Source organism: Bradyrhizobium sp. Leo170, from assembly GCF_004296405.1.
Lineage (GTDB): Bacteria > Pseudomonadota > Alphaproteobacteria > Rhizobiales > Xanthobacteraceae > Bradyrhizobium.
Genome location: NZ_PSRR01000004.1, coordinates 44,277 through 63,458, shown reverse-complemented (window position 1 = coordinate 63,458; position 19,182 = coordinate 44,277). Strand labels below are relative to the sequence as shown.

The 19,182-nt window shown below is 62.3% G+C and carries 18 protein-coding genes; 5 read left to right on the top strand and 13 right to left on the bottom strand.

Annotated elements, in window-relative coordinates:
* Positions 1–244 precede the first annotated feature (244 nt).
* The 5 genes from CWO89_RS01535 to CWO89_RS01515 all read right to left on the bottom strand — a co-directional run bounded on the left by CWO89_RS01535 (position 245) and on the right by CWO89_RS01515 (position 6,179).
* On the bottom strand, positions 245–1,348 hold the full coding sequence (locus tag CWO89_RS01535) for a transglycosylase SLT domain-containing protein (protein WP_245475638.1): 1,104 nt from the start codon (positions 1,346–1,348) through the stop codon (positions 245–247).
* A gap of 684 nt (positions 1,349–2,032) precedes the next feature.
* Entirely contained in the window at positions 2,033–2,935 is a 903-nt protein-coding gene (locus CWO89_RS01530; protein WP_130576912.1) for an alpha/beta hydrolase, read from the bottom strand.
* Between the two features lie 445 nt (positions 2,936–3,380).
* On the bottom strand, positions 3,381–4,673 hold the full coding sequence (locus CWO89_RS01525; protein ID WP_130576911.1) for a c-type cytochrome: 1,293 nt from the start codon (positions 4,671–4,673) through the stop codon (positions 3,381–3,383).
* A gap of 139 nt (positions 4,674–4,812) precedes the next feature.
* A complete protein-coding gene (locus tag CWO89_RS01520) occupies positions 4,813–5,016 on the bottom strand; it encodes a hypothetical protein (RefSeq protein WP_130576910.1) in 204 nt (67 codons plus the stop codon).
* A 104-nt stretch (positions 5,017–5,120) separates the two neighbouring features.
* On the bottom strand, positions 5,121–6,179 hold the full coding sequence (locus CWO89_RS01515; protein WP_130576909.1) for a hypothetical protein: 1,059 nt from the start codon (positions 6,177–6,179) through the stop codon (positions 5,121–5,123).
* 361 nt (positions 6,180–6,540) lie between these two features.
* Here CWO89_RS01515 and CWO89_RS01510 point away from each other — a divergent pair, with 361 nt between their 5' ends.
* Complete coding sequence (locus CWO89_RS01510; protein WP_130576908.1) at positions 6,541–6,765, top strand: hypothetical protein; 225 nt, start codon at positions 6,541–6,543, stop codon at positions 6,763–6,765.
* Between the two features lie 623 nt (positions 6,766–7,388).
* On the opposite strand, the gene CWO89_RS01505 is transcribed toward CWO89_RS01510, so the two are convergent.
* Positions 7,389–8,138, bottom strand: a complete 750-nt coding sequence (locus CWO89_RS01505; RefSeq protein ID WP_130576907.1) for a hypothetical protein — start codon at positions 8,136–8,138, stop codon at positions 7,389–7,391.
* A gap of 199 nt (positions 8,139–8,337) precedes the next feature.
* Here CWO89_RS01505 and CWO89_RS01500 point away from each other — a divergent pair, with 199 nt between their 5' ends.
* Positions 8,338–8,733, top strand: a complete 396-nt coding sequence (locus CWO89_RS01500) for a YciI family protein (RefSeq protein WP_130576906.1) — start codon at positions 8,338–8,340, stop codon at positions 8,731–8,733.
* Between the two features lie 83 nt (positions 8,734–8,816).
* Here CWO89_RS01500 and CWO89_RS01495 read toward each other — a convergent pair whose 3' ends face one another.
* Positions 8,817–9,815: a helix-turn-helix transcriptional regulator gene (locus tag CWO89_RS01495; protein WP_245475637.1), complete on the bottom strand. Its 999-nt coding sequence runs from the start codon at positions 9,813–9,815 to the stop codon at positions 8,817–8,819.
* Between the two features lie 504 nt (positions 9,816–10,319).
* On the opposite strand from CWO89_RS01495, the gene CWO89_RS01490 reads away from it, so the two are divergent.
* Together CWO89_RS01490 and CWO89_RS01485 are read left to right on the top strand one after the other, a co-directional pair.
* Complete coding sequence (locus CWO89_RS01490) at positions 10,320–10,709, top strand: hypothetical protein (protein ID WP_463700729.1); 390 nt, start codon at positions 10,320–10,322, stop codon at positions 10,707–10,709.
* A 157-nt stretch (positions 10,710–10,866) separates the two neighbouring features.
* Entirely contained in the window at positions 10,867–11,226 is a 360-nt protein-coding gene (locus CWO89_RS01485) for a BA14K family protein (protein WP_130576905.1), read from the top strand.
* 466 nt (positions 11,227–11,692) lie between these two features.
* Here CWO89_RS01485 and CWO89_RS01480 read toward each other — a convergent pair whose 3' ends face one another.
* Both CWO89_RS01480 and CWO89_RS01475 read right to left on the bottom strand, forming a co-directional pair.
* Positions 11,693–12,097 carry a cupin domain-containing protein gene (locus CWO89_RS01480; protein ID WP_130576904.1) on the bottom strand — a complete coding sequence of 135 codons (405 nt, stop codon included), beginning with the start codon at positions 12,095–12,097 and terminating at the stop codon, positions 11,693–11,695.
* 3 nt (positions 12,098–12,100) lie between these two features.
* Entirely contained in the window at positions 12,101–12,493 is a 393-nt protein-coding gene (locus CWO89_RS01475) for a cupin domain-containing protein (RefSeq protein WP_130576903.1), read from the bottom strand.
* Positions 12,494–12,605: 112 nt separating this feature from the next.
* Here CWO89_RS01475 and CWO89_RS01470 point away from each other — a divergent pair, with 112 nt between their 5' ends.
* Positions 12,606–13,226, top strand: a complete 621-nt coding sequence (locus tag CWO89_RS01470; RefSeq protein WP_165420946.1) for a helix-turn-helix domain-containing protein — start codon at positions 12,606–12,608, stop codon at positions 13,224–13,226.
* Between the two features lie 7 nt (positions 13,227–13,233).
* Here CWO89_RS01470 and CWO89_RS01465 read toward each other — a convergent pair whose 3' ends face one another.
* Genes CWO89_RS01465 through CWO89_RS01450 form a run of 4 tightly spaced genes read right to left on the bottom strand, consistent with a single transcriptional unit; the run spans position 13,234 to position 19,157 of the window.
* The gene (locus CWO89_RS01465; RefSeq protein ID WP_130576901.1) at positions 13,234–15,513 is read right to left on the bottom strand and encodes a xanthine dehydrogenase family protein molybdopterin-binding subunit; all 2,280 of its coding nucleotides are present in this window, start codon (positions 15,511–15,513) and stop codon (positions 13,234–13,236) included.
* Complete coding sequence (locus CWO89_RS01460; RefSeq protein ID WP_130576900.1) at positions 15,510–15,998, bottom strand: (2Fe-2S)-binding protein; 489 nt, start codon at positions 15,996–15,998, stop codon at positions 15,510–15,512. Before CWO89_RS01460 ends, CWO89_RS01465 begins: the two co-directional genes overlap by 4 nt.
* A complete protein-coding gene (locus CWO89_RS01455; RefSeq protein ID WP_130576899.1) occupies positions 15,991–18,306 on the bottom strand; it encodes a xanthine dehydrogenase family protein molybdopterin-binding subunit in 2,316 nt (771 codons plus the stop codon). Before CWO89_RS01455 ends, CWO89_RS01460 begins: the two co-directional genes overlap by 8 nt.
* Positions 18,303–19,157 (bottom strand): FAD binding domain-containing protein, encoded by an 855-nt coding sequence (locus tag CWO89_RS01450; protein ID WP_130576898.1) that lies wholly within the window; start codon positions 19,155–19,157, stop codon positions 18,303–18,305. Before CWO89_RS01450 ends, CWO89_RS01455 begins: the two co-directional genes overlap by 4 nt.
* Positions 19,158–19,182 lie beyond the last annotated feature (25 nt).

Below are 19,182 nucleotides of genomic sequence, written 5' to 3'. Positions count from 1 at the left end.
CATATTCGGAGTCGGCCGGAAGGTCTCAGACGGGGCCATCAGCCGACATGATTGCTTCTGAATCTAGGAGCCCGGGCCTCGGAGCAGCACCGGTCGAGGTCTTGAGATCAATCCGACCGCCGGGGGCCGAGCAACCACCCGATCTCTGAGCGGAACGCAACCCTCTCTCCGGCGTCGGAGACTGGACTCCCAAGAGTGCCGACACACCTTCCCGACGAAACGACGTGTGGGCAGTCGCAAACTGTCATCTCAAGCGTTCGGCCGCCGCCAGCGTTGGCGCTGGATAGCGGGCATAGAGGGTGTCGACGCGGTCCCGCCACATCGCCACGAACGCGCCCGAGGTGAGGCGATCGACCGACTTCCATTCGCGTTTGACCGCCGGCAGCGTGTTGCCCCAGATGGCGCGCTTGCACCATCGCTCGCCCTTCGCCGAGCCCTCCTGGGTTGCGCACATCGACTTCCAGGCAATCCGCTGCGGATGGCTGACGTGTTCGGCGGCTCCTTCCCCGCCCTGCTGGTGGATCAGGTAGAGATCGGAAAACGTCGGCTGCTTGTGAGTTATTACTTCGAATAGAACAGCCTCGGTGACGAACTTGTAGGCGGCAGCCATCGCGTTGTCGCGAGGATTGAGGATGTCGCCCGATCCGTATTTGCCGAACTCAGACTTGCTTAGCTGGAACAGACCGACATAGGAGCCGGTGCGTTCCCTGGGATTGAAATCGGATTCGATTTTGGCGACCGCCTTCATGAAATTGGCATCGACACCGAACGCCTTGGCCGCGCGTTCGACTTCCTGGACGGGCGTTCCGAGCGGAACGTCGCTCAATGCCGCTAGAGCGATCTTCGCGGGTTTCTCCGGCGGCGGAATTTCCGAGTAGACGTAGTACTTCAGATACGGCAGTTCGCCTTCGTCCGGATTGGGCGAAGCAGGCGGACGGCCCTGCTGTGGCGTTGCCTCGTTCTCAGGCGGCACAGCCTCAAGGCTGGCACTGGCCTGCAACATTCGTCCTTGTCGCAGCGAACGGGTCACATCGGACAGCATCACCGCGTCCGGTGCATCGCTGAATTCCGCCGCAACAATCGCATTAGCCGATGATGTTGTATCGAATTTCGCCTCGATGACCGAGGCGGGCAACGCTGCGAGGGCGTTTGTCAGGACCGTCGTCACGTTCAGTGGGATGGCGCTGAATGCATCAGCAACTCTCGCATTCGGCGTTGCGACGCTCGGGCGCGATACCGCGATCTGATAAATCGCGGCAAGCGAAATCGCGGTCAGCGCGCCGGCAACACAGCTTGCTTGCCAAATCTTCAATGTCGCCAGCCGCGCCGCCGCGGTTTCCCCATTCAATTCCGACTGCAGATCCCCGACTTGGCGCGCACATTAAGGGGGCAAAGGGAAGACAATAGGGCGCACCTGTGGCGCAGGTGCGGCCTGTCTCGGCCGCGTCGCCAAGATCGCCTAGATTGGAAGTTGCGGTCTTGATGCGCCTCCCGCCGAGGGACAGGACAGACGCCATGTCGAAACCATCGCCAAGCAAGGCATCTTCGCGCGTTAGCGCATCGAGACCGGTGCCCGCGCGCACGTCGCTTCCAAGCTCCTCGAGTCCGCGACGTGGCAAGACCTCGGAGTTGCTCGGGCGGTTCGCTGGGATGGACAATCGCAATCCGCTTTATGGCCGCTAGCGTCGGTCTCAGCGCAAGCCGGTCGAGCTAAGCTCAGGGCTGCCATGACCGCTATGCCCGCAATGAACGTCTGCCGTCGCGTGTGCTCCTCTCGCCCCAGCGTTGCAGTCTGCCACAGCGCTTGCCGCGCCTTGCATAACAGTAAACCAGGGCGCCAACGTCTCAGTTGGGTCAAAATGCGAAGAACTCAAGGTGAGCAAATCTAGTCGGCTCCACCCCGCTGAGCGGACCTCGACGACATGTGCCGCCACTTCGCTGATGGGCCAGAATCGGGACTCTCACCGTTCTGGCCCAACATGGAGGCACGCGATTCTGAGGCATCGCCGCGAGCCGGACGATTATTGGTCGGCTACTTAGCAAGCAGGTGCTGTGTAAACCATTCGGTCGCTGGTCCGGCGGAGGCTTCGAAATCCTTCACGTAGGCGTCAAAATGGCCGCCGGTCAGCGTCACGAGACGCTTAGGCTCAAGCGCCCGCTCATAGGCCCCCAGGGCCAGGTCCGCGACCGTAAGGACATCACCAAGCGCAACCACCATCATCAGTGGCGTAGGGCTAATAAAGGCGGCATAACTTCCGGGCTCGTATTCGGTGAACATCTCGATAGAGCGGAGGGTAACCTCATTCTTCCAGGAGGGCGCACGGCTGCGAGCAGTCTCGGTGAACCATTTCCAACTGTCCGGTGTAGGGAGGGCGGATGGCGCCGCCGGATCTTCGGCCACCACTGGAATCATAGCCGGCGGCTTCCCGGCCATGCGAGCACGACGATCGTCGACAAACATCTGTTGCACCCCGGCAAGGTAGTCGGCTCGAATTAGGCGACGTGCATTGTCGTGACCGCTGGCGAGCGGGACTTGCGCCACTACACATTTTGCCCGTCGATCGATTGCCCCGACCACCATCACATGACCACCGCTGTAACTTGAGCCCCAAATACCGATGCGCGCGGGGTCCGTCTCAGGCAGTGCTTCGGCAAACGTGATGGCGTCTCGATAGTCGCTAACCTGTAGCCAGGGGTCGATTTCCTGTCGGGGCTCGCCGTCGCTGGCGCCGAAATTGCGGTTGTCGAACACCAAAACGCCAAGCCCGGCCGCGGCAAAGGCGTCCGCAAAGCGATCAAGATACATTTCCTTCACGGCGGAGAAGCCGTGAGCCATAACAATGGTAGGCACCTTGCCGGTTCGGTTCTCTGGCAGATAGTGCCAGCCTCGCAACTTGATGCCGTCCTCGGTCTTGAATTCGATGTCCTTGCGCATGGCCACATTTCCTCCCACTACGGTTACGATGCGACCGTGGCGTCCATGTCGAGGCGCCGCGAGCCGCCATTCGATGGCGGCGTTGCCAACGACCGCAATGAAATTGCGCCGCCTCACAGGTCTTCCCTTAGGCGAGGAGGCACTCTAACACATCACCGAATGGGAATGTCTTGTGCGTCACAGCAAAGTTGCCCGGCCATGTCCGGGTTGGGTCAAGAACGGCAATGCATTGCTTAAGCAGACGAGTTCTGCTTCGCCCTCAAAAACCGATACTTGGCACTTTATGGCTGAGATCTTCTCGGGTATCCCCAATGAAGGCGTGGTAGAAGGCGAGCCGCCTGTCCCGGGGCTACCCGCCGGCTTCGACGCGGCGGCACAGTTTGGGCACAAGCTGCTGCAGGCGCCTCCCTCGGCCGTGAACTTGCTCGACACAGGCCAGGACTTGCTACTTCGACGTCGCACGCGCCAGAAAGTCTGTGAGCGCGCGGCGGTCCTCGGCTGAGCCAATATGCTGCTCCGGCATCTTCGTGCCGGGCGTATAGGCATTCGGTCCGATCTCGAACAGTTTTGAGACCGTCTCCGGCGTCCAGACGATGTCCATCGTCTTGAGCGCCTCGGAAAAGCGATAGCCCGGCAGCGAGGCGATCTTTCGGCCGTAAATCCCGGCAAGCGTTGGACCGGCACGCTGGACTTCGGTTTCCGACAGCGTGTGGCAGGCGACGCAGGCCCTGAAGATTTCGGCGCCGTGATCGCCGGCATAGGCGGCGAGCGGATCGGTCGATGTACCAAACACGTTCGAGCCGACGGCATCGCCGGTCAGTGCATTCCAGCGCCTGATCTTGCCGTCAGCGCCACCGGTCAGGAGCGTCGCGCCATCGGACAGGAACGCGACCGACCAGACCGCCAGATTAGGACCGACGAGCTTGCGCAGCGTGCTGCGCGCCTTGCGATCGACGATCGACACGGTGCCGCGAACGCCGGCCGCGGCAATCAAGGTGCCGTCACCCGAGATCGCCAAGGCCACGATCGGCGTGCCGCTGGCCGCGACGTCGCCGCTCTCCTTCCCGTCGGAGGTCATCATGCGGAGCCTACCGTCCGCCGCGCCTGTGACGATTTCGCCATCTGGCGCGATCGCAATTGCGTTCAATGGTGCCGGCGACGTGGCAATCTCGGACGTACCATCCGTCAGGCGCCAGATCCGTGCCGTCATGTCGTAGCCCACGCTCACGACCGACCGTCCGTTAGGTGTGAAGGCAACGCCGTTGACGTTCTGCGAATGCCCCTCGAGCACGCGCGACGTGCCATCCGACAGTGACCAAAGCCGCACCGTACCGTCCCAGGAGGCGGATGCGATTGTCGACACATCCGGCGAGACGGCAATGGCAACGATTGGCCCCGTATGGCCTTCAAAGACTCTGTCAGGGTCCTGCCGGTCTGCCGTCCAGATCGCGATGCGTCCATCCGCGCCCGCCGTTGCCACTCTCCTGTCCTTGAGAAACGCAACGGCGTTCACCGCGTCCGAATGAAACCGAAGCACTTGCTCCGCGGCTTCGGTCGTGAGCGACCAGCGGATCGCGGCAGTGTCAAAGCTTCCCGACAGGACCGTCGCACCATCGCCTGAAACAGCAATCGCTCGTACAGGTCCGCCGTGTCCCATCAATTCGGCGTATGCAATTCTCGGAATCAGAAGCACCGAAGTGGTGAGAACCGCGGCAATCAGACGCAAGGTCACACTCATTCAGTCTTCTCACGCGATCTCGATGGACCCCGTGCCCATTCTGCCCGTTTTCTCAAGCGAGACGAAGGCCCTTCCGCGTTCTCAGTAGCTATTTTTCCAGGGCTACGATGGTCTTCTTTGAGAGAGATTGGCGCTTGCCTCACGAACTCGGTGAGGCTTCTGCATTCCCTTTTTGACCGGCGCAGCTCCTTTCCTCGAGCAGCCTCGGGCTGGATGCGGCGTGCATCTCCTTGGCGATGTAGAACGGGCGGCCCCAGTGATGCCGGCGCAAGAACATTAGCAGGATGAAGTCGTCCGGGTCCTTCATCATGACGTTGTCGATCTCGGTGAAGTAGATTTTCACGGCGATCCTTCCATTGCGCGTGAAATCATTGATCGGATTAAGGCTCTTCGACTTTGTACCTACATAACGGAGTGGGTTCCTTCCCCCCTTTCTCCTCCGGGGGGTTATCCTATCCGGGCTGTGTTTGGCCCTGTTGATAGTTCTGCCCACGCTCGGCTCATTGCCGCTGCTGCGGTCCCCGCGTGGCGCTGCGGCACTACCAAGCTGTCATGAACCGGCAGCGCTGGTGTCCCGTCGGCGTTGAGAACCTTCAGCGCGCGCATCATGATGTCGGAGTCTCGGCGCATTAGGCGAATGCCTGCGTCGGAGCCGAAGGCGCCGGCAATAGGGTTGTGCTTGGCGCGGACAGCAAGAATGACCTCGGCGGCCTTCGTCCTGTCGTTCGGCGCTGAGAAGCCCGCGGCCTGGCTGAGCGCACCGATTGCGCCCTGCGTCGTCGCGGCATTGAGCGCGATATTCACGGCGAGTTTGACGTCGACGCGTTGCCATCCTGGGATTGCATATGGATCGCCCGCCGGCATCGGCGTGTTGGCCTCGTTATAGAGCATGGATAAGTGCATCGCGCGAAAGTCGAGTTCGGCCGTCGTCATCCCGTTGATTGTGATGCGCTTGCGCCACTCCTTCGGAATGTTTTGGTGCCAGCCGTAGGCCCTTCCGCCGAGCTTGAACGAGCTGCGGGCGAAGATCCGCCGCACTGGATTGCCTGGCACCGGCCGGATGAAGCTTTGGGCCCCGTTGGCACTGGTGAAGACCATGTATCGGCCTCGCCAGGCCACGCCGTCGAGCTCGATTTTGATCGACGAGAGCATGTCATTGACCTCGCGCAGTTCTCCCCGCAGACGCGCGGTCATGGCGGTGTCTTGGTAGCCGGTGCTGTCGCCGTTGGCGTCGCGCAGCACTATTGGGTCACCGGGGCTATAGTGCAGCGCTTGCGGTCGACTTCGCCAAACGCCCATCAGCTCCTCCGTGGCCTCTAGCCAAGATTGCCAGCCGCGATTTCCGGGAGGAACGCGGTAGTCTCGAATTAGCCCAAGCCTTGTCGCTTCGGCTGCGCTGCGCAAAACGCGGCGATAGCTCCAACCCGTGCCGTGATATCGGCCGATGCCGGCATAGAAGTCTTTGGATCGAGAATACGAGACCGCGCAGCCGTCCTCAGCAGCCAAGCATGCCTCGGTGAGCAGCGACTCGAGCGCGCGATCGGCCGGGTCTAACCCAAGCGCCTCGGATAATCCGCTCGAACGCCAGTGGAATCCTGGCGGCCGGTCACGCTCGGTCTGGCTGTCCCAATAATACGCCATCGCTGGCCCTCAGATTGAGGGGGCAGCTCACAGCGCGCTTGCTTTGTTTGCACACAAATGGCATGATCGAGTCCTTCCAAAGATTTCGACGCCCAAGTTCCAACGCCTTCCGTTTGCCGCGGGAGGCGTTGCTCGTAGTGCTGCTCGAGTATGAGCGGCGGTGAATTCGGGAAAAAGGCGCCACCCCAACTCCTCTCGATGAGCAGGATCTCGGGAATGAGCGGGGATGTCATCCATTCGCGCTCTCACGGCTGGCGATGAAACATCCGACTGCGTCAGAGCTGGCCGCCGCGCGCCACTCGGTATCCTCGAAGTAGCCGCCCGCCTCGATCTCGTTACGCTCGGCGTCGAGCCAGTGGCGCCTATTGAGCTTGCGGTCTTGTTCGAAGGGGCAGTTTCCGAAGGCGGCTCCGACGGTGACCAGTCGGAACTGGACGGGGGGCAGCGCTGAACCCGCCGCGATACGGCAGGGTCGGTCGCTTTCGACGCGTTCGCGCCCCTCTGTATTTTCAGTGATTCCGGAAGCAGAACGGGGTTGAGCGCTACCCCTTGCCCACTTGCGCAGTTTTTGGCCCTGCAAAGCTTCCCAGAACGCCGTGACGCTTGAGTGACTGGAACTCGGTCCTGCATACAGGGTGGGAGCAGACAACCTGGTTTCCCGCGTTGCGCTTCATGGTGCCTTCGCAGACCAGACACTTGGCCGCGAAAAACATCCGATAGCAGCCTCGACAGCAGAACGACGAGCGCGGATTCTCGGTCGGCTCCGCAAGCTTGGCGCGGCAACGGCGGCAGTATGTCCAGACCTCGGTTACCGGCATGCCGCACCCGTCGTCTGTTCGGACAAGGCGAAAAAGCCGTTTGCATGCAATGAAGGATTTTGAGGCGATTTGTCCGAACGGGCATTGAAAGTGTTCAGCCGCCCAAAGCCTTCCAAGCTGAATACGAGGGTTCGATTCCCTTCACCCGCTCCATCGCTCAGCACCAAAAAGCACGACGAAACAACGTGTTGCATGCACGTTCGCGTGCAGTCAAATCTGCACGAAAGGCTTGGCTGGTGAGCCTCCGGCAAAACGATCAGAAGCCGACATCCTCACTCATATAGAAGGTGTTGAGGATGGATATCCGAGGCCGATCGGTCTTGATGGGCGGGCGGCCGTGCCAGCTCATCTTTGTCAGGGAGTGATAAGCTTTCAGGACCACGAACGCGTAGCCGAGGTTGGGCAGGAAGGGGATGGTTTTCACAGGCTCGAGGCAATAGGAGCCGACGTGAAACAGGCCTCTGAGGGAAGCCCGATAAAGCGTCGTGCCGAGCGCTTCCTGGCTGCTGTCGGCAGGGCAATAGAGCTGCATCGTCACAACCTTCTTGCGTGTGTCCGGATGCGGCTTGATCTGGTAGCCGTCACTGTCCCAGTAGACCACCGGCTTCGCGACCAGCTTCAGATCGTCGGGGCGAGGCACCTTGTCGCCGCGAGCACGAATCTCGAGCCCGTCATGCAGTCTGCTCCGGACCGCGCGCTCGACCTCGGTCGAGGTCAGCATGGTCGACACCGCAGCCCATGCGGGTCGCAGTGACGGATCGATCTTCTCAACGTTCTCGCCATAGAGGCGCAGCGCCAGACGGGTGCCTGTGCCGGTGATCGGATCATATCCTTCGGTGGGAACGCTCCGTACCAGATCCCGGTAAAAATCTGCGGGGAAGAAATCGCGGAAAACAATATGTGGGAAGGGCAAAGAGAAATGATCGGCAGTCTCGATGCTGGCAACCGCATGCGCGGTGAGCTCGTCGACCAGATCAGAAGGAGCAGTCTCCGCAAGTGCCACCATAAGGACACCTCAGAACACGCTTACACTTTAGCTCGCCTGTTGAATTCCCGCCTTGCGGCCAAAACAAGGCGCGAGCGGCCATCGTGCACAAAAATGAAGGACGCGGCGGCTCAGAAAGGGTAACCCGGCCACGACGATTTGTCGGATTCGGCCGACCCGAGACGTCCTTCGCCTCGCCACCCAGCAACGAGAGGTACCGATGCTCTATGCCATCCTCGCCTATCACGTCGAAACGGAGGTCATGTCCTGGACGCCGGAGGAAGATGCCGCGCTGATGGTCGACCTGCACAAGGTCCATGACCGCTTGACCAAGGAGGGCCGCCTCGGGCCGGCGGCGCGGCTCGGCGAGACCGGGAAAGCCCGCACCCTGCGCGGTCCGGGCGCCGGCGTCGTGATCGACGGCCCCTTTGCCGAGACCAAGGAGCAACTGCTGGGCTTTTACGTCGTCGACTGCGCCAGCGAGGACGCTGCGATCGAAGCCGCCCGCGACCTGCGTCGGTTCAATCCAACGGCGGTGTACGAGATCCGGCCGACCACGCTCTATCTTCCGGGCACAGCCTTTCCACTGACGGAGGCCGCAAGCGACAGCGAATAGATCAGTCGGACAAGAACCGAAGCTCGTCCGCCCGCCTCATAACGCGCCCGCCAATCGGACTGTTGAGCGCAACATAAACTCTCTTAGTCGCAGACCCCTCGCGCTCGCCGGACTGTATCGGACGGATACAGGCCAAATGCGGAGCGGTACAACGCCGCAAAACGGCCCATGTGAGTAAAACCCCACTTCAGTGCAACTTCGCTTACCGGAAGCAGGTTCTCTGGTCGCGATAGCTCATCGTGGATCGCTTCAAGTCGAATTCTTCGCAAATAGGCGACAGGCGTCGTGCCATGGATTCTACGAAATCCCAATTGTAGCAATCGGCTGCTAACACCAACCGTCCCAGCAATATCGGCTATCGTAAGCGGCAGATGAAGATTGGCCCGCATATACTCGATGGCCCGCCGAATGTAACGAGGAGGCGCATCCAGTGGGTAGCGGTTCAACCGGTCGATCAGCCGATGGGGGACATTTTCAAGGATGAGCTGTATCGCAGCTTCCGATAGCAGAGCGCTGGCTTTCGGAGAGCGTGCCAGGATCCCGTCATACAAGCCGGTCGTGCTGGCACGAACAAGCTGAAAAAGGGTCTGCCCGGCGCCCGTAGACAAATCGACTGTTGGTGTCAAATTGAGATCTTCCAGTGCTGTGCTCCCGAACGTCGCAGACAGCACCTTTGTAACCATACTCGTATGCAACGTTAGCGTTACACTTGAGTATCTTCCGTCCACCGCTTCGACCCTCTGCTCTTGCAACGTTGGAAGTGACACGATGGCCATTTCAGAGGGTGTTCGTTGCACGTTCCTTCCTGCAATGAGCATTTCGGCCTTGCCGGCATTCAGCAAGCTTATTGCAAGCTCTCCCGATGAATTCTCGTATGAATAGCGCCAATCCCAACCAGCAGAAAGTTCCGCCCTTACGACGTCAATTCCTGCTCCAACTGCAACATCCGCATGCCAACGAAATGATTTGTTAGGCCTCGGCGAGGAGCGGGCATTGATCCCGTGAGGTTGGAGTATTTCAAGCAACTCCTGAAACGAAGATCCTGATCGCGTGGGAGGTGCAGCGAGTGTATCTTCGATCATGCAAATCCTGACCATTGGACTTTTGCTGGACGCGAACCGATCTCACCCATCAGACCGAGTATCCATCGTTCAGGGCGTCCGCCAGAGGCACAGACCCGCGTCACCACGCTAGAACAGCTTTGGTCAATTCAGGTCGAGCTCTCCTTCTATCAATTCTTTCTCTCAATATCCAATTGTCGAACGAAACATCCAGATCGCGCAACCGAGCCGCGAAAGCTAAGATTTGATTTAATTCGCGGGCCTCTATTCCGAAAAAGCGCTGATCCATTCTCGCGGCGCTCATGGAAGGCGGGCTCGACCTGCGCGTGACGTCGCAGGCGAGCGTCGGCGTTTCCTACGTCGGCCAGATCGCCGATCGCTTGCAGGATCACTCCGTGCACTAGCCAAAATCCGAATGCCTCCATCCAGAATGCGAAGGCATCGATGGACTTACGGCGCGTTTGGTCGCAATCCTCCCGACTTACTCCAACAGGTTATGAAAGCATGCTTACAAGAATAACTTGCGTGTTCACGCTCATGGTTCTGTCGTCTATGCCTGCGCTGGCCGATAGCTGCGCAGAGCACTTCCAGAGCAGCGGCGTTCCGATGGTGACGGGCATGACCCACAAGACCTGGATGATTTTCCCGTCCGTCAATCCCAGTGTCGCCCTTGACAAGGTTTCCCGGGCCGTTCTGGCAGAGGGCTTTGTCGGTGTGAACGTGGACAAGAAGCTTGGCACGCTGACCACTCAGCAAGAGACAACCGGATCCGGCCGACCACAAACGTTGCAGGTCGTCGTCCGCAAGGAAGGCAGAGGTAGCCGCGTCGATGCGGTCTTCACCTTGCCGCCAGGACAATTGGCTCCAGGTGTCAGCAATAACCTCTGCCGCGTCGTGGACGCAGCCGGCCAATAAACTCCGCCCATCTGTGAACTTATGCTGACGCGCGAATTGCAACCGGCCGTGCGTATACGGTCTCGCCCGGGCCGAGGCCAGGCGAGCCCGTAATCCATGTTCAGGAATCGGGAGGCAGGCGCCGACCTGCGCCCACAGGAATGAAGCAGGAGATTCGATGCGAACCGATCACATTTTGAAAGTCGTTTTGATGGCCACCACCGGTGCCGTGGTGCTTTCAGCCTCCGCGATTTCGGCTCCGTTACAGACCAGCACGGGTCTTGCTGCCGCGGTCCCGGCATTGACCGAGAAGGTCTGGTGCCGTTACGGACAGTGCTATGACAACGGCGTCGGTGTTGGCGGACTGGTCGGCGGCCTCATCGGCGGCGCCATCGCGGCCGGTGCAGCCACTGCCGCCGCCCAGCAGGAAGCCGCCGCCGCCCAGCAGCACGCGGCATCTTGCGCGCAGCGCTACCGCTCCTACGATCCAGCGTCGAATACGTACGTGGCAAAGGGCCGGCGGTATCCCTGCCAGTAAGTCTTTCAGATGTAGTCGCGACCGTATCTGCTTTCAGGGCTGCGGTGTGACACCGCAGCCCTCTTGATTTGCCAGGGCCTGCGATAAAAGACCGGCGGTTCGCCGAGCAGGCGCAGAGGTCTGGCTGATCGATCCGTTCCGAGCACACGTCGACGCGATCATCTCATCCGCGCTTCTGCTCGGAAGCGACCGCAAGGAGGAATTCCGCGAGGGCGTGCTTTCCGGCCTCTTCCGCCGCGCGCTGGGATGAATATCCATCTCCGGTCACTCTGACGCCCATCGGCGCGCCTCTGCGCTTGATTTCCCACCGCCACACGGAGCGGCAGTCGTCGCTGAGGGTCACAATGTAGTATTCGCGCTGGAACACGGGACGGCTAGTGTCGTGCAAGGCTGGCGCTGGCGACATCGCCCATCACCTCGACCAGTTCATCCATGCCGCGGAGCCCAGCTTCATGCGCCGGCCCGATTACGCCGATAGCGGCGGCGTCGCATCCGCCGGCAGCGCACCGACTTTTTTCAGCAGCGGAACGTCAGCCGGACAGGGACCGCCGACACTGACGATATGGCTGCCACGATTGGCCGCGACCGCATGCTTGACGCCCACGGGCACGTGGACGATGCAGCCGGCGTGGAAGGGCAGCGAGATGTTGTTGGTGTAGTCGTGAATCGTCCCCTCGCCTTCGAGGATGAAGATCGTGTCCTCCGACTGGGTGTGGATATGGGGAACGTTGGCCTCGCCAGGTTCGAGGCAGACATAGTTGAGATTTGCCTGCCAGGCGCCAACGCCGGGCCAGATCACGAAACGTGCGTCCTTGGAGATCAGCGGCAAGCGCAGCGTCGGATGGTCGCGATGAAACAGGCGAATGGCCATGGTCTAGCTCGCTGCGATCATTGAGTAGAGACTGGCATCGGCCGGGCACGGCCCGCCGATCACCTTGATGCCGGCTGCACCCGCCTCGATGCGGTAGCGATCGCCGGCATCGATATGGACCATGTGCCCTTCGGCGACCTCGTGGCGCGAGCCACCGGCCGTATCGACGATCGCGCCCTCGCCCGCGATCACGTAGTACACGCAGTCGGACGCATGGCTGAGGTCGATGGTGCGCGCATTCTGCTGCAGCGACACGAGCTGAAAACTGCGGAACGCCGCGCCATTGTGCCGCGACAGCACAACCTTCGCGTTGCCCTCGCCCTCTACGATCGGTATTTCTGGACATCCGGCGGCGCTGTCGATGACTCGAACCTGGGAAAACGAGAGATTGGCCATCGCCGCCTATTTTTTGATCCAAACTAAAGTATTTTTAGTATATTCAAAATCACAGGACACGCAACGTCTTCTTTGCGAAGACCAGGACGAACGGCGCCGGGAGCGTCAGCACATGAGCCAATCCGAGACCGAGGCGAACGCCGATCTTGCCCATCTGTCGGAGGAAATCGCCGAGACCACCGCGAACACGCTCGCCGCCATCGGCGTGCGCATCCGCGAATTGCGGCAGGCGCGCGGACTGACGCTGCAGGAGCTTGCCGACGTCTCCGGCCTCAGCGCTTCGATGCTCAGCCTGGTCGAGCGCGGACGCGCCTCGCCCTCGATCGGATCGCTGATCGTGATCGCGAGCGCGCTCGGCGTCACGATGTCGGATCTGCTCGTCAGCGGCAGCCTTGCCGAGGAGAAGATCGTGGTGCGCGCGTCCGAGGCGCGCGTCGTCGAGACCGCGCAGCATGTCGTGCGGCGGCTGATGCGGGAAGACCGCAGCCGCGGCGTCTCGGTCGCCGTCAACGAATATGCCCCGCATACCGGCAGCGCCGAGCATCCGATCACCCATGACGGATTCGAATATGGCTTCGTGCTGCAGGGAGAACTGACCGTCGAGGTCGACGGCATCAAGCACGTGCTGCGGCAGGGCGATCTCATCGCCTATAGCTCGCGCCGCAAGCACAAGCTCTGGAACCACGGCAAGACCAAGGTCCGCACGCTCTGGTTCAACCTCGATCGCGACTGAGGCCCCCTTATGATCGGCCCCCGCGCAAGATGGCGTGCAGGCGGCCGGGCGTGATCGGAAGCTGCGCGACCGCGCCGGGCTTTTGGATGGCGGCGTCGATGGCACCCGCGAGCGCCGCGCCAGCCGCATTGATCCCGCCCTCGCCCGCGCCCTTGACGCCGAGCGGATTGAGCGGCGACGGCGCATCCTCGCGCAGGAGCACTTCGACCTCCGGCACCTCGTGACAAGTCGGCATCAAATAATCGGCAAAGCTCGCCGCTAGCGGCTGGCCGTTCTCGTCATAGACGAACTCTTCCAGGAACGCGCCGCCGACGCCCTGCGCCACGCCGCCCACGATCTGGCCTTCGATCAGCATCGGATTGACGGCGCGCCCGACATCGTAGGCGACCACATAGCGCTCAATGGTGACGGCACAGGTTGCGGGATCGACGCGGACCTGCGCGGCGTGGATGCCATAGGGATAGGTCATGTGCGAGGAAGCGAAACGCCCCTCGCCCGTCAACCCGCCCGTCTGCTCGAGATGCGCGGCGACATCGCCAAGCAGCAGCGAGGCGCTGCCATTGACGGTCTCGATCATGCCGTTCGACAGGCGGAGCACCTCCGGTGTGGTCTGCAACAGCTTTGCCGCCACTTCCAGCGCGCTGGCACGCAGTGCTTCGGCAGCGATCTTCACGGCGGAGCCCGCCATGACGGTGACGCGCGAGGCGAAGGCGCCAAAGCCGATTTCGATCCGGTCGGTCTGGCCATGGATCACGCGGATGCGCTCGATCGGCACCTGCAGCGTCTCCGCGCAGATCTGCGCCAGCGCGGTCTCAACGCCCTGTCCGACCGAGGCAACGCCGGTGACGATCTCGATATCGCCGTGCATGTCGAGCCTCATCCGCACCAGGTCCTGCGGACCGAGACCGCTCTTCTCGACGAAATAGCCAAGGCCCAAGCCGACCAGCTCGCCGCCACTCCGACGTTCAGCGAGCTGTTGCTGCAGCCGATCATAGTCGAGATGCGCCAGCACGCGTTCGAGCAGATCGGCGTACTTGCCGGAGTCGTAGACGACCCTGGTTCCGAGCGTCTCGAAGCCGCGATCGAACGGCATCGCCGCTTCGCCGATCAGGTTCACGCGGCGCACCTCGACCGGCGATAGGTCGAGCTCGACGGCGATCGCGTCGATCAGCCGCTCGCGCGCGAAAGTGGATTCGTAGCGGCCGGGCGCGCGATAGGTTCCGGCCGGCGTCTTGTTGGTGAGCCGGATATGGCCAGCGACACCATAGGCGGGAATGACATAAGGGCCCGGCAGCAGGCCCGCCGAGAGATCGGTGACCGTGGTGCCGTGGGTGCGGACATAGGCGCCCTGGTCGGTGAAGAAATCCGCCTTCAGGCCAAGGATGAATCCGCTCGAGTCGACGGCGGCCTTGAGCCGATAGACCTGGTCGCGCGAATGGTTGGCGGCGAGCAGATGCTCCCTTCGATCCTCGATCCATTTCACCGGACGCTGCAGCCGCAGCGCCGCGGCGCAGACCAGCACGTCCTCGGGGTAAAGCTCGCCGCGAATGCCGAAGCCGCCGCCGACATGGCCTTCGCTGAGCTCGAGCCGTCCCGGCGCGAGGCCCAGCATCCTGCTGATGGCGTCGCGGTTATAGTGCGGCACCTTGGCGGCGCCGTAGAGTGTGAATGTATCCTTGTCTCCGTCGTAGACGCACAACCCGCCGCGCGTCTCCATCGGCACGCCGGTGTGGCGCCCGATCTTCACCTCCAACTCGACCACTCTGTGCGCGCGGGCAAAGGCCGCGTCGAGATCGCCATAGCCGCGGCGGATCACCGCCGGCTCGGACATCAATCCGGGGTGAACATCGGGCATGAACGCCATCGGCTCGGCGGTCGCATCGAGCTGCGGCTCCAGTTCCTCGACATCGCAAAACACCAGATCGGCCGCATCCTCGGCCACATAGGGATCGACGGCGATAACCACAGCCACAGGCTCACCGACATAACGCACATAATCGCGCGCTAGCACGAATTGCCGGTATGGCGCGAGCCGCTCGAGGCCCATCTGGCGGAAATCGATCGGCGGCAGATCGTCGAGATCGGCAATGGTCCAGATCGCGACGACGCCCTCGAGCGCGGCTGCCTCCTCGGTTTCGATGCCAAGGATGCGGCCGAAAGCGACCGGCGAACGCACCACGCGCATGTGGAGCTGGCCCGGCCAGTTGCAGTCGGCGGCGAACGCGCCCTGGCCCATCAGCAGCGGACGGTCCTCGATCCGCTTGAGCGAGCGGCCGACAAAGCTCATGCCCGCGCTCTCGCCCGCATCTCGCGCGCGGCCAGCCGCACCGCTTTGACGATGTTCTGATAGCCGGTGCAGCGGCAGAGGTTCGACGACAGCACGTCCTTGATGTCGTCGTCGGACATATCAGGATTTTCCTGCAGCGCGCCGGCGGCGAGCATCAGGAAGCCCGGGGTGCAGAAGCCGCATTGCAAGCCGTGATTTTCCCAGAACGCCTGCTGTAGCGGATGCAGCGTCTCGCCGTCGGCCAGTCCCTCGACGGTGCGTACCGTCTTGCCCTCAGCCTGCACACCGAACATCAGGCAGGAGCGGACCGGCTTGTCGTTCACCAGCACGGTGCAGGCGCCGCAGACGCCATGCTCGCAGCCGAGATGCGTGCCCGTCAGCCCGCAATCGTCGCGCAGGACGTTGGCAAGGCTCCGGCGCGGCTCGATCGATACTGCGTAAGTCTTGCCGTTCACGGCAAGGGTAACGTCGCGCTTGTCAGGCATAGCTCGCACCTCCGGCCCGGCGCAGCGCCTCGCGGATGCGCTGCGGGGTTGCAGGCAGTTCGAACAGTTCGATGCCGAAGGGAGACAGCGCATCGCAGATCGCGTTGACGACCGCCGCCGGCGCCCCGATCGCCCCGCCCTCGCCGACGCCTTTCGCCTTGGTCACGCTTTCGGGCGAGACAGTTTCCATGTGCATGATCTCGATCTCCGGGATCTCCGCCGCGGTCGGCGGCAGATAGTCGGCAAAGGACGCGGTCAGCAGATTGCCGGTGTCGTCGTAGACGATCTCCTCGAACAGCGCGTTGGCAATGCCTTGCGCGACGCCTCCGGTGATCTGGCCGTCGACGATCATCGGATTGATCAGGACGCCGGCGTCCTCGACGACAAGAAAGCGATCGACGCGAACGCCGGCGGTCTCGATGTCGACCTCGACAAAAGCGATATGGCAGGCATTCGAGAACGTGCCGCCGGGATCGTAGACCGCGTTCTCATGCAGTCCGGGCAATAGCCCCTCGAAGCGATGGCTCTGGTGATAGGCGGCCCGCGCCAGCGCGCCGATCTCCATGGCCTGGTTGGAATGGCTCACCCGCGCCCAGCCGTCCTTCAATTCGATATTGTCTGATGATGTTTCCATCAAGGTCGCGGCTATGGTCTTGAGCTTCACCGCGATCTTTCCCGCCGCGAGCTTCGAGGCAGCGCCGGCGATCACCATCGAACGGCTGGCAAAGGTGCCCCAGCCATAGGGCGTCGCATCGGTATCGCCGGAGATGATCCGGATGCGGTGCGGCTCAATGCCGAGCTCGTCCGACACCAATTGCGCAAGGCTGGTCTTCAGGCCTTGGCCATGCGGTGACGAGCCGATGCGCAGCACGACGTCGCCCGAAGGGTCCATCGAGCAATCGACGATCTCGTAGCCCGGCACGATGTCCATGCCGCGCGCGGCATAGGCCGGCGTGCCGTAGCCGGTCCGCTCGCTGAACACGGAAATGCCGACGCCGAGATAGCGCCCGAGCGTGCGCAACGCCGACTGCCGCGCCCGGAACGCCGGCAGGTCCGCGGCATCGATTGCGACCTCCATCGCCTGCAGATAACTTCCCTCGTCATAGACAAGGCCGGTCGGCGAACGATGCGGAAACGCCTTGATCAGATTGCGGCGGCGGATCTCGGCGGCATCGATGCCGAGCCGTTTCGCCGCGACATCCATCATCCGTTCCATGGAGAAGGTCAGCGTCGGCCGCGATACGCCGCGATACGGCGCCATCATGCAGGTATTGGTGGTCACGCCGCGCGAGCGAACGCCGTATTCGGCGAAATCATAGGGGCCCGGCAGTTCGGCAAAGGCCATCAGCGGCTCGACCCCGCAGGTCACGGGATAGCAGGAGAACGCGCCGATGTTGGAACGCAAATCCGCCTCCAGCCCGAGCAGCCTGCCGTCTTTGGCGAAGGCTCCGCGCAGGCTGAACGCCTGGTCGCGGCTATGGGCGGAGGCGAGCAGATTTTCGCGGCGGTCCTCGATCCAGGCGACGCTCCGCTTCAGTTTACGAGCCAGCCACACCAGCACGACATATTCGGGAAATAGCGACATCTTCTGCCCGAAGCCGCCGCCGACATCGGGCGCGATCACGCGCAAGTCCGACTCTGGCATGTCCAGCGTGTCGGCGATGCCGGTCCTGAGCATATGCGGCATCTGCACCGAGGCTGTGAGCGTGACGCGCCCCGATCCCGCGTCGTATTCGGCGAGCCCGCCGCGGTTCTCCATTGGCGCCGCCGATTGGCGGTGCGAGCGCACGTCCAGCGCGACGATCTCGGCGGCGTCCGCAAAGACCTTGTCGAGCCCTTGCGTCTTCATGCGCCCTTCGACCAGCACGTTAGATGCAGCTTCGGGATGGACCGGCGTTGCATCGGGGGCGAGCGCGGTTTCGAAATTGATGATGGCATCCGCGACGTCGATATCGACGAACACCTGCTCGGCGATGTCCTCCGCCAGCGCCGCGTCGTCGGCAACGACGACCGCGAGCGCCTGCCCGCAGAAGCTGACGCGATCGATCGGCAGGACGGGCTGGCCGATCGCGACATAGTCCGGCCGATGCAGGATCGGCCGGATCGGCTTCACGTCGACGAGGTCTCGTCCGGTGAAGACCGTTGCATCAGATGGGATCTCGATATCGACGATCGTTCCGCGCGCGACCGGGCTGCGCACGAAACTGACGGCGGCCGCCTTGGCCGCGCGATCGGCCACATAGCTGCCGCCGCCTTTCAGCAGCGCCGGATCTTCCAATCGTGGCAGCCGTCGGCCAATCCAGTTCATGCCAGCGCCTCGGTCAATGCGCGCTTGACGGAAGCGGCGATCAGATCGCGCCGATACTCGGGCGAGGCATGGATGTCTCCGTTCGGTTCGATCATGCCACGCGCCTCGCGGGCGATGGCATCGATGATCGCAAGCGACGCAGGCTTCCCAACAAGCTGATCTTCCAGCAGCCCAAGGCGGATCGCGCGATCGGCGACACCGCCGACAGCCAGCCGGGCCTCGCGGATCGTGCCGTCTTCAACCCTTGTCGCCGCCACCGCCATCCCCAAGGCAAAGTCGCCGGCGCGCCGCGAGAATTCGTAGAAGCCCACGCGCCAATCCGGCGTCATCAGCGGTAGGCGGATTTCGGCCAGGATTTCGTCAGGTTCGAGCGCGGTCGTGAACGTGCCGTGGAAGAAATCGCTTGCTGCGATCACCCGTTCGCCGCGCGCGCTCTTCGCAACCATTTCGGCGCGAAGGGTGGTCGCGACCAGGCACCATTCCGAGGCGGGATCGGCGTGCGACAGGCTTCCCGCGAAGGTGCCGCGCTGGCGGATCGGATAATGCGCAATGTGGCGCACGACCTTCGCCAAGAGCGTGCCGAGCGGCCCCTCGACCACCGGCCGATGGAACGCGGCGTGCCGCGTCAGCGCACCGATCTTCAACTGATCGGCGTCCGCGCGCAGGTAATCCAGTTCGTCGAGGTCGTTGATATCGATGAGGATAGCGGGCCGCGCCAGGCGGAAATTCATCGCCGGAACCAGGCTCTGGCCGCCCGCCAGGATCTTGCAATCGTCCTTGTGTGTCGCGAGCAGCGCGAGCGCTTCGCCGAGACCGGCTGGCCTGAGATAGTCGAACGCTGCAGCCTTCACATTTCAACCTTGCTCAATTTTATTT